General features: G+C 44.3%; 8 protein-coding genes. 6 read left to right on the forward strand and 2 right to left on the reverse strand.

Annotated elements, in window-relative coordinates; all coding sequences use genetic code 11:
- Positions 1-219: 219 nt before the first annotated feature.
- Complete coding sequence (ppc, locus tag QWZ13_RS09415) at positions 220-2832, forward strand: phosphoenolpyruvate carboxylase (protein ID WP_290281551.1); 2613 nt, start codon at positions 220-222, stop codon at positions 2830-2832.
- Between the two features lie 168 nt (positions 2833-3000).
- Positions 3001-3651: an adenylate kinase gene (gene adk / locus QWZ13_RS09420; RefSeq protein WP_290283325.1), complete on the forward strand. Its 651-nt coding sequence runs from the start codon at positions 3001-3003 to the stop codon at positions 3649-3651.
- Positions 3652-3735: 84 nt separating this feature from the next.
- Here the strand turns inward: adk and QWZ13_RS09425 are convergent, their stop codons facing one another.
- Positions 3736-5562 carry a methyl-accepting chemotaxis protein gene (locus tag QWZ13_RS09425; protein ID WP_290281553.1) on the reverse strand — a complete coding sequence of 609 codons (1827 nt, stop codon included), beginning with the start codon at positions 5560-5562 and terminating at the stop codon, positions 3736-3738.
- A 166-nt stretch (positions 5563-5728) separates the two neighbouring features.
- Here QWZ13_RS09425 and QWZ13_RS09430 point away from each other — a divergent pair, with 166 nt between their 5' ends.
- The 4 genes from QWZ13_RS09430 to QWZ13_RS09445 all read left to right on the forward strand — a co-directional run bounded on the left by QWZ13_RS09430 (position 5729) and on the right by QWZ13_RS09445 (position 11182).
- Positions 5729-6046, forward strand: coding sequence for a DUF3301 domain-containing protein (locus QWZ13_RS09430; protein ID WP_215999251.1), 318 nt, complete (start codon positions 5729-5731; stop codon positions 6044-6046).
- A gap of 63 nt (positions 6047-6109) precedes the next feature.
- Positions 6110-6880 carry a phosphatase gene (locus QWZ13_RS09435; protein WP_290283326.1) on the forward strand — a complete coding sequence of 257 codons (771 nt, stop codon included), beginning with the start codon at positions 6110-6112 and terminating at the stop codon, positions 6878-6880.
- 64 nt (positions 6881-6944) lie between these two features.
- A complete protein-coding gene (locus QWZ13_RS09440) occupies positions 6945-8090 on the forward strand; it encodes an exonuclease SbcCD subunit D (protein ID WP_290281554.1) in 1146 nt (381 codons plus the stop codon).
- Positions 8087-11182 carry an AAA family ATPase gene (locus tag QWZ13_RS09445; RefSeq protein WP_290281555.1) on the forward strand — a complete coding sequence of 1032 codons (3096 nt, stop codon included), beginning with the start codon at positions 8087-8089 and terminating at the stop codon, positions 11180-11182. Before QWZ13_RS09440 ends, QWZ13_RS09445 begins: the two co-directional genes overlap by 4 nt.
- A 4-nt stretch (positions 11183-11186) precedes the next feature.
- Here the strand turns inward: QWZ13_RS09445 and trxC are convergent, their stop codons facing one another.
- Entirely contained in the window at positions 11187-11621 is a 435-nt protein-coding gene (gene trxC, locus QWZ13_RS09450) for a thioredoxin TrxC (RefSeq protein WP_290281556.1), read from the reverse strand.
- Positions 11622-11626 lie beyond the last annotated feature (5 nt).

Consider the following 11626-nt stretch of genomic DNA (forward strand, 5'->3'; position numbering starts at 1 on the left):
TAGAGGAGTGATGTTTACACCTCTCCGAAAAAGACTATCATAGCGCCCGATTTTGACTCTCTTGCATTAAATTGCTTGGCTCCACACTGTTTTGGTTGTGGAGCTTTTTTTTGCCCAAAATAAATCAAACTTCGCAACAATCTCCTGCAAATATTATAGTTTCTACCGCTTCTAGGCTGTGGTACAACTATGTTCAGTGAATTCTAAAAGGGCGATTGAATGACTGTAATACCAGAATCTCTGCGAGAAAATGTTCGTTTACTGGGTGAGCTGCTAGGCAATACTCTACAAGCCTATAATGGTGATGATATTTATCAAAAGGTCGAAGAGATTCGGCAAAAAGGCAAGGAGCTCACGGAAGAATCTGGGGATGCAAGTGGATTAATCAAAGTGTTGTCTGAATTAAAAGACGAGGAGATTTTGCCCATAGTTCGGTCGTTTAATCAGTTTCTTAACCTGGCCAATATTGCCGAGCAGCAGTATTTTTCTTCTTCAGAAGCCGTTCGAAGCGATGTTTTAGAAGAAACAATCAATAATTTAACTTCAAAACAATCAAAAGCCTCCATTGTTGAAGCGCTAAAAGCGCTCGATATAGAGCTAGTTCTCACTGCTCATCCAACCGAAGTTACCCGCCGTACGCTTATACGAAAATATGAACGTATTTCTAAGGTACTGCGTGAGCGCAACCGAAATGATCTTTTTAATTACGAAAAAGATCAATTAAACAGTCAATTAAAGCGCACCATTGACGAAATTTGGCATACCAATGAGGTTCGAGACGAACGCCCCACCGCAGTAGATGAAGCGAAGTGGGGGTTTGCGGTGATTGAAAACTCTTTATGGAGTGCCGTACCCGATTTTCTGCGTGAATTGGATGCTATTACCCTTCGAGCAACGGGTGAGAGCATAGGCATTGATCATTGCCCTTTCCATTTTTTCTCTTGGATGGGTGGGGATCGCGATGGCAACCCTAACGTAACGCACTCAGTGACTCGTGAGGTAATTCTTTTAGGGCGATGGATGGCCGCCGATTTATACCTACGCGATATAACTGAGCTGCGAGCTCGTTTGAGTATGGAAGTGGCCAGCGAGCACTTCAATGAACATTGGGGTGAGCAAGCTAAAACGCCTTACCGTACTTGCATGAAGCGATTGCAAGATAATCTGCAAAGCACTCGAGACTGGGCCGAGCAGACATTAGCCGGCGAAATTGTTACTACAGTGCGCCCCTTAAGCACTAAGCAAGAGCTATTAGCGCCTCTCATGGCCTGTTATGAATCTCTATGTGCAGTAGGGCTGGAACGCATCGCTAATGGCGAGCTATTAGACACCATAAGGCGAGTGCATTGTTTTGGTATAAGTTTGGTACCGTTGGATGTTCGCCAAGACAGCGAACGCCATTTACTTGCGATAGACGAAATTACTCAATACATCGGTTTAGGGTCTTATGCACAATGGAGTGAGCCTGAAAAACAAACCTTTTTAGTGCAGCAACTCGACAGTAAGCGCCCGCTGGTTCCACGTAAGTGGCAACCTTCGGCGGATACCCGTGAGGTACTAGATACTTGTTTTGAAATTGCTCGCCAACCCAAAGAGACACTGTCTCACTACATAATTTCGATGGCAAAACAGCCCTCCGATGTATTGGCTGTTGCGCTGTTGCTCCGAGAGTGCGGTGTTGAATGGAATGTACCAATAGTTCCGCTTTTCGAAACGCTCGATGATCTAGACCGAGCGCCTAAAGTTATGTCGCAGCTTTGGCAAAACCAGTGGTATCGGCATTATATAAACCAACAACAAACCGTCATGATTGGTTATTCCGATTCTGCCAAAGACGCCGGAAAAATAACTGCAACGTGGGCTCAATATAAAGCCCAAGAAACATTGGTTCAGTTGGCACAAGATAATGACGTCACGCTTATGCTTTTCCACGGGCGAGGTGGCACCATCGGTCGAGGCGGTGGCCCGGTTGAAAAGGCCATGGCATCGCAGCCTCCAGGCTCTGTTCCTGGTCGCATTCGGGTGACCGAACAAGGTGAAATGATTCGTTATAAGTTCGGCCTACCGAGAGTAGCTATTCGGTCGCTGGCGGTCTACGTTGCTGCAACGTTAAGAGCAACACTAGACCCTCATGCAGCGCCAAAGCCAGAGTGGCGTGAGCTAATAGAACAAATGTCATCTGAAAGTTTGCAGCGCTACCGCGCCGTCGTGCGTGAAGACGAGCGATTTGTTCCATATTTTAGATCGCTCACACCCGAACAAGAGTTAGGAAAGCTAGCACTCGGAAGTCGGCCTGCGAAGCGCAAAGCTTCCGGTGGCATCGAAAGCCTGCGAGCCATTCCATGGGTATTTGCTTGGATGCAGGTTCGCTTAAACCTTCCGGCTTGGCTGGGCGCACCGCAAGCTTTAGAGTTCGCGTCGAAAGAACACCCAGCCGTTCTTAAGGAGATGGTTGAGCAGTGGCCATTTTTTACCAGCTATCTAGATTTATTAGAAATGGTCATTGGTAAAGCCGATACCGCAATAGCGGCCTATTACGAGCAACAATTGGTGAGTGAAGAAAATCGCAGCCTTGGAGAAGTATTAAGAGCCGACTTAAAGCGCTGTGAATCAATCCTAAACAGCATTAAAGGGCAGTCTTCCATATTAGAGTCGGATCCACTGTTAAAGCAGTCGATCGACGTAAGAAGCCCCTACACTGCGCCTTTAAATTATTTACAGGCCGAACTACTTAAGCGGGATAGAAACGCCACAAACCTTAGCCCAGAGTTAGAGCAAGCTTTAAAGGTAACTATGGCGGGCATATCAGCGGGAATGCGTAATACAGGCTAGCTACGACTAAAATATGCTGTAGTTATAGCCAGCTATTCACCAATTGATGGTTGTATATCGCTATATCCAAGGGTAGAGTAGCGGATCGAAATTTATAGTCAGTGTACATCCTATAATTAGGGCGTTTTTTGTACACTAAACATTAGTGATTATAGGAGTACGTGATTGATGCGTATTATTTTGCTCGGAGCACCGGGTGCCGGTAAGGGTACACAAGCTCAGTTTATTTGTGAAAAGTATGATATTCCACAAATTTCAACAGGCGACATGCTGCGTGCTGCGGTGAAAGCGGGTACACCTTTAGGCGTTCAAGCTAAAGAAATTATGGATCAAGGCGGCTTGGTATCTGACGATATCATCATCGGCCTGATCAAAGAGCGAATCAAAGATGCCGACTGCGCAAATGGTTGCTTGTTCGATGGCTTCCCACGTACGATTCCTCAAGCCGATGCTTTAAAAACGCAGGGTATCGATATCGATGCCGTCATTAACTTCGATGTTGCAGACGCTGAAATTATTGCTCGTTTAAGCGGTCGTCGAGTGCACCCTGCATCTGGCCGTGTATATCATGTAAAGCATAATCCGCCTGCTAAAGACGGTGTGGATGACGAAACCGGTGAAGCACTTGTTCAGCGTGAAGATGATAAAGAAGAAACGGTTAAGAAGCGCTTAGAGATATACCATGAGCAAACGAAACCACTAGTCGATTATTACAGCAAATGGGCACAAGAAAGCCCTGAATCAGCGCCTAAATATGTTTATATTGAAGGAGTTGGTAGCGTAGATGATATTAAAGCTAAGGTAATTGCTGCGCTTTAAGCTATTGCCAAGCTAAAATTGGAAGGCATTGAATATTGTATTCAATGCCTTTTTTTATGCGTTTAATTCAGCCTGAAAAACCCATTAAGATTTAAATTGTTGCGATTGGTCTTCTAAAGCCAAGGTAGATTGATTTAAGCGAACCATCGCCTCAGCCGTCAAGTTGGCCTTATCAGCAATATCGACTAATAACATGGAAATTTTTGAAACCGATGCATCAATTGCACTGGTTGCATCTGTTTGTTCTTGAGTGGATTGAGATATTTGTTCGTTCATTTGCTGAATATCAACCATAGAATGGTGCAAGCTATCGATAGATGAACGTGCAGAATCTGAAAACGATCTCGCAGCTTCAGCAGAGCTACTGGCATTATTGACGGCCTCGACAGTGGTTTGAACTTCTTTTGTGAACTCCTCAACCATGACCTTAATTTCAGCCGTACTTTGGTCGGTGCGTTGCGCCAGTGTTCTCACTTCATCGGCCACTACGGCAAAACCGCGACCTTGTTCACCAGCACGGGCCGCTTCAATCGCGGCGTTCAAAGCCAATAAATTGGTCTGTTCAGAAATGCCCTGAATTGCATCCACAACACTGTAAATTTGTTCCGTTTTAGTGGCTAACTCAGACAATCGGCGGCTGGCCTGTGTGAGTTGATCATTTAAAGCCATAACTTGTTCGCTGCTGTGTTGAACTTGTTGTTCACTGGACTCACACAGTGCGTTCCCTTCACTAGCGGCACTTGCGGCACTTGAGGTGATGCTATTAATACCGCTGACAGATGCCGTCATCTCGTTAATGGCGGTAGCAACGGAATCTACTTCAACATTGAGATTGGCTAAGGCATCTCGCACTTCTTGATTATTGTGCGTTTGCGTGTCGGTTTCGGAGGCAATGGAACTGGCGCTTGTACGAACACTATCGACCATGTCGCGGAAACTCTCTAGCATGCTATTGATGCTGTGAGATATTATGCCTATGTCGTCACGACGGCTTTCGTCCATCACTATGGTTAAATCGGCGTGTTGGCTAATGGCTTCAATTTTACCACGCAATTGATTAAGCGGGTTGATAATCGAGCGGCTCAGTAATACCCCAACCAAAATCGATAAAACAGTAATAACCAGCAGAATAATCATTACTTGGCTTTCCCGAGACTGAACTTCTGCAACGGTATCTCTATTGCTTTGTACCACTTGATTCACAGAGTCGGCAATGTCACGGCCAGATTGCTCAACAGCCGCGACAGAGGTTTCTAAAGCACCTAAACTCTCATTGACCACGGCCTGTGCTTCTTCTACAACTTCATTGGCAATGTAAATAGACACCTCCAATACCGATGTCATCGTAATGACCTGGTTTTGGCTTGCAGAAACAATGCTGCGCCCGTATCTATTCTCCTCATTCCTAAACGCTTCAATGGCTCTGGTCACGCTGTCATTGAAATCGCTTAAATCGAGTAAAAATAAATCAATAGATTCACCCAGCTCTTCATCCACTTCTTGAATTACTTTTACGGCCTCAATAAGTTCTTTTTCAGCGGCATCACCATTTTTAATATCATCATTGGAAAGCGATGACGTCGAGGCTAAGCGCCAAAATAGGAATTTCGGGTATACTTGATAGACTTGCAACACGGCGCTTTGAAGGTCAAGCGCGGCCTGTTGGGTTTTAATGGCATTTTGCTGGTTGGTTAATTCTACTCGTTGCTCTTGGAAGCGTTGATTTTGTTCAGATAGGGTAACTTGCTGTTGGTCGACAATCGTTTTTTGGTTATCCATTAAATCTGAAATGTAACTTAACCCTGAAAGCAGTGCGGCAAAACCAAGCAGGGTAAGCCCTACCTGAAACAGCACCATAAATTGAGTACGCCAGCGAACGGACCAGTGTTTCATATTTAACGATTGCAACATGTATAATTACTCCAAAGTTACTGCGAGTGAAGGTTGGCTATTGGGTGAATGCCCAGTTATCATATCGGCACAGAAACATTAAACTGAATCAAAAATTTAAAAAGGTGCAATACGACAAGTGTAGGTCGCATTGCTGATTTACGCGAATGAACACTAAGGTTGTTTTTTGATCACAATTACCGATATTTTATGGTTGAGTATTTTAATAACCGTTGTGGCTGTTTGGTGGCAAGGCCAGGGTGTTAAATCATTTGCGTTACGTCAGGTAAAAAAGTATTGCGATGAAAACAATATTCAGTTGTTAGACGAATCACTCATCATTAAACGGTTGTGGCTTGCCCGAGGGGCTACCGGTTCGGTGCAGCTCAAGCGCACCTTTCAGTTTGAATTCACCTCAACCGGTGAACATCGGTATTTGGGCTTTATAGTGCTTATTGGTTGGAAGGTAGTACAGTTGGAAAGTCAGCCGCATCATATTTCTTGATCCAGCAAAAGCTGTGTTTAATAACACGATCCTTACATCAGAGGAGTATTTGTCATTAATTTCATCGCTTGCGACACGCACTCACACACGGTAGCCAGTACTCACGCCTACAGCACTTTGCATGATTATATTGCCAGCGCTAAAGACGTAGGGCTGTCGCTTTTATCCATTACCGATCATGGCCCAGAAATGCCCGACTCTCCCCACATGTGGCATTTTGGAAACATGAAGGTTTGGCCGCGATTAGTCGATAATATTGGTATTCTTCGAGGGATAGAGGCCAATATTTTATCTCAACCCTTTCAAGGCTCGGGGCATCGTTATGTCGATCTGCCCGATGGCATGCTGCCATTTCTAGATTTCGCTATTGCGAGTTTTCATGAGCCCGTTTTTACGCCGGGCAGTATAAAAGACAATACCGCTGCGATGATAAGAGCCATAAAAAGTGGTGTAGTTCAGATAATAGGCCACCCAGGCAACCCCAATTACCCGATCAACCAAGATGAAGTTGTTCGAGCGGCTAAAGACAATAATGTTCTATTGGAAATCAACAACAGTTCATTTTTGCTTTCGAGGAAGGGTTCCGAGCCTATATGTAAAAGGCTTCTTGAAACTGTCGCCAACCATGATTGGAAGATCAGTGTCAGCAGTGATGCTCATATCAGCTATGACGTGGGCAAGTTTGATCAAGCGGAAGCTATTATAGAAAAGGTGGGTTTTAACCCCGATAACATAGTGACCAAAACCCCCAAACGATTTTTATCGTTTTTGCAAGATCACGGTAAAAGCTTTGATGCCGAGCTTTTGGAGTGGGCGAATAAACTGGAAAGCTAGCATCACTGACCTTTTCAAATAACTTCGGTACAATGCCTGATTCAAAGTTTAGGCAAAGAATGACATGCGCATACTGCACACATCCGATTGGCATATTGGTCGACAATTCCATAACCATAATTTACTCGTCGAGCAACAAGAGTGTTTGGATCAGCTCATTGACATTCTTGTCCGTGAGTCTATTGATGCAGTACTGATCGCTGGTGATATATACGACCGTTCGGTACCTCCAGCCGATGCCGTTGTGCTTTTGCACCGAACACTTAGCCATATTTGCTTAGAACTTAAAATACCGGTCGTGATCATCAGCGGAAACCACGATGGGCCAGAAAGGTTGGGATTTGGCGCTGACTTGTTAAAGTCTTCAGGGCTGCACATCCTTACCGACCTTTCTGCCATTGAAACACCTATACAAATTCACAAAAATGATCAAACTTTAAATGTTTACGGTATACCATACTGCCAGCCAGAGCATGTGCGAAATACATTCGAATGCGAGGTAAAAACATTTGATGAAGCACACAGCTTCTTAGTTGAAAAAATCACCAAAACAATGAACCCCCATGAAACGAATCTGCTAATGAGTCATTGTTTTGTAGGCGGTGGTGAAGAAAGCGATTCTGAGCGACCCTTGTCAATCGGTGGAGCCGATACCGTTAGCTGGCGACCAATGGTAGCTTTTGATTACGTTGCCTTAGGGCACTTACACACACCGCAATATCGAGGCAAAGAAACGATTCGTTATTCTGGCTCGTTAATGAAGTACAGCTTTTCTGAGATTCATCAAAACAAAGGCGTAAACCTAATAACGCTCAGCAAGACTGAACCTTTGCATGTAGAACACCTACCTTTATCTCCAGTACGAGACTTACGTATTTTAGAAGGTAAGTTCGATGACCTTTTGAAGGAAGGATTCAACGATGAGCGCAAAGAAGATTATCTGCTTATACGCATTACCGACAAAGAATCGATAATCGATGCCATAGGCAAGCTGCGTTCAATTTATCCGAATATCCTTCATCTAGAGAAAACAGGACTTGTGACACTAGAAGAAACCAAGCAGCTTTCTAAATCTCAGCTTCAGCGCTCAGAAATTGAATTGTTTGAAGATTTCTACCAGGCCACCTTAGATGAGCCATTGACAAAAGCCCAACGAAACCTGTTAACGGGTTTGATAGATGACTTGCACTCGCAGAAGGAACTGTCATGAAGCCGATTTCCATAGCGATTCAAGCGTTTGGACCGTTTGCTGATCGCCAAGTAGTGAACTTTACAGCATTAGGGGAGAACCCGTTATTTTTAATTAATGGCCCAACTGGCGCAGGCAAAAGCACGCTATTAGATGCCATTTGCTTTGCGTTGTACGGTGAAAGTACCGGCAAAGAACGCGAACCCGCTGCGATGCGTTGCGATTTAGCCCCACTCGATTTACCTACGGAAGTTACCTTCGATTTTATATTATCCGAACATGCCTATCGAGTGATCAGAACGCCAGCTCAAGAATTAACCAAGAAAAAAGGTACGGGTACTACCGTAAAGGGACCAACGGCTTTAGTGTATCGGTACAAAAATGCCAGTAGCTTTGAATCGGTTTCATTTAGCGAAAGCGATCAAAACGTAGAGCTTTTGCCGCTGAAAGGGGTGAAAGAAGTTAATGAATGGGTCAGTGACTTAACAGGGCTATCGAGTGAACAGTTCCGGCAAGTCATGGTGTTACCTCAAGGTCAGTTTCGCAAACTTCTATTAGCCGATTCAGACCAACGTGAAACGATTTTCAGCCAGCTGTTTCAGACCCATATATTTAAACAAATAGAAGAACGGCTGAAACTAAAGTCGGCTGATTTACGAAATAACCGAAAGGCACTGAATGACAAGGTTTTTGGTTTATTAGATTCGGTTAACCTTGATGATAGCAGTGCTCTAAATGAGCAGCTTCTAGCGGTAGAGCCAGAGTTTAAACAAGCAAAGAGTAACCTTGCGAGCACACAAAACAAACTTAAGAAAGCTGAACAAGAGTTTCAAGTCGCGCAAGAAATAGAGAAAAAAATTCAAAAGAAAGCAAGCTTAGCAGCAACGCTCCAGACTCTCGAAAAAGATCAGGTGACAATAGATACCCAGATAAAGTCGCTGGAGTTAGTAGAACGTGCAAATAAAATTAAACCAATGCAGGTTCAAATGCAGCACTCAGTCGTGCGTTTAAAGCAAGAAACGGCGCAACAAGAAAATATTCAGCAAAAGGTTGAGAAGCTCAAAGCTCAGCGCGAAAATAATTTAGAACAATTAAAAGCGTTAGAGCCTTTATGGAAAAGCATAGACGATAAGAAACACAACCTTAAAGAATGGCAACGCAAGAAGCAGTTGTTAGCTGGGCTCATTGAAAATAAAACTCAGCTTAAACAGCTTGAAGAAAAGTCGGCAAACTTTGAACAATCTATGTTCAGCGTGCAAGCTAAACTAACGCAAACAGAAGCATCAATTAAAGCCAACGCCACAGCTTTAAACGACAACACGAAGAAACTGTTCGAGAAGCCAGCATTAGAAGTTGAGTTTAACCGTTTCGAATACCTAGGGCGTATAAAAGCCAAAGTAGAGGAGGCGGCACAAAATATAGTTTCGCTTGATGAAACTATTAGCAAAAGCAAAGAGAGTTTTGCCCTGAAAGACCAACAACAGAAACAGCTCCTAATAGCGCTTCAACAGGCTGAGCTTAGTTGGCATCAAGGTCAAGCGGCAGAACTGGCAAGGCAATTGAATATGGGTGAACCCTGTATGGTGTGTGGCAGTCTAGAACATCCTAACCCTGCTAATCAGGGTGCCGATGACTATGCGAGCAAAGAACAGGTCGATTCTGCGCGGAGTGTTTTGAATAGCAGCCAAAAACAAGTCAGCGATTTGCAGGCTCAAATAACGACACTTGAGTTTCAGCGTGGTGAACTCATCAATCGAATCAATGAATTAAATCAGGAGCTCGGAGAACAAAGTGGGGAGTCTATCGAATGGTTTAGAGCGCAGTGGCAACGTTGTAAAGCTGCGTTAAAAGAATTAGAACAGTTGGAAAAAAATCAAATTGAACTGGAAAAACAACAACAAGCGCTCAGTCAAAAAGTTGAGCAATTCTCACAGCAAATTACAGAGCTAACGGCCACTCGCGATCAAAACAAGGTTGAGTGCTCTACGCTAGCCGCCAGAATTCAAGAAAAAGAAAGTGAAATTCCAGCCGAATATAGACAAGCCAAAGCGGTTGACCAAAAAATAGACCATCTGCAAGAAGAAATAGACTCCATAGCGCAGCAGCATCAGCAAGCCACTGAGCAACAGCAGGAAATTGCTCAACAGTTGTCGGCACAACAATCTTTGTTGTCCGATATAACTAACCGATTAAGCGAATTAACTAAGCTCGCAGAAAAAGAGCGTTTAGCATGGCAGCAAGCAATCCAAAGCAGTGGATTTGCCAGCGAAGCACAGTTTGAAGAGTTTTGTTGGAGTGAACAAAAAATTCAGCAACAGCAGAATATAGTTGACCAACATAAAGCCAAAGTGGCCGATACCAAAGCCCAGCTCAGCTATATTGAAACAGAATTAAAAGAATCGCCAGAGGCCAATGTAGAGCAATTCAAACATCAAGTTGACGAGCAAAAGCAAGCTTATGATAAAGCCAGTGAATTGTATAATCAGTTGGCGAATCAATATGAGTCTCTCAAACGCGTCGCTGATAAACTCAAGGCCATTCAAAGCGAAGTAGATGCTATAGAAGCCCAATATAAAGTTGTGGGCACCTTAGCCGATGTTGCTAGTGGGCAAACAGGCAACCGAGTGAGCTTACAGCGTTACGTATTAGGGGTGTTATTAGATGATGTGCTTGCCGAGGCCAGTCAACGATTATTGTTAATGAGCAAAGGGCGGTACAGGCTAACCCGTAAGCTAGATCGCAGTAAGGGCAATAAAACATCGGGGTTAGAGCTTGAAATAGAAGACGCCTATTCAGGAGCGCGCCGCCCAGCGAATACTCTTTCAGGTGGCGAGTCTTTTATGGCGGCTTTGTCGCTCGCATTGGGGCTTTCAGATGTGGTGCAAAGTTATTCTGGTGGCATAAAGCTTGAGACATTGTTTATAGATGAAGGATTCGGATCGCTCGATATGGAATCGCTCGATTTAGCCATCCAAACACTAGTCGACTTACGTAAGAGCGGCCGCACTATTGGTATTATTTCGCACGTCAGTGAATTAAAAGAGCAGATGTCACAGCGAATAGATGTGACACCTTCAGATCAAGGCAGTACGGTGAGCATAGTGGCCGCCTAGCGCGTTAAACACCTTGTTGAGTTAACCAGCTTTTGAGTTGGTTTAATGGCAGTGCGCCACTCAATCGAGCAACTTCTTTGCCTTGCCTAAATAAAATTAAGGTGGGAATCGATTGGATTTTCCAGCGAGCAGCCGTGGTTTGGTTGCGCTCGGTGTCTAACTTAGCGAATCTAAGTTTAGGTTCGAGTTCTTTAGTAGCCTGCTCAAATATCGGCGCAAAGTTTTTGCACGGTCCGCACCAAGATGCCCAGCAATCTACTAAAACAGGTTGGTCGTTGTGGTTTAAGACAGCGGCTAAGTTCGTGCTGGTTAAGGTGATTGGCTTTGCGTTGAAAACCGGTGCTTTGCATTTGCCACACTTAGGGTTATCGGATAATCGATTCTCTGGCAGGCGGTTGGTTGCATTGCATTTGGCGCAAGTAGCGTTCATGGTCGACATAGCAT

The organism is Reinekea marina, assembly GCF_030409715.1.
GTDB lineage: Bacteria > Pseudomonadota > Gammaproteobacteria > Pseudomonadales > Natronospirillaceae > Reinekea > Reinekea marina.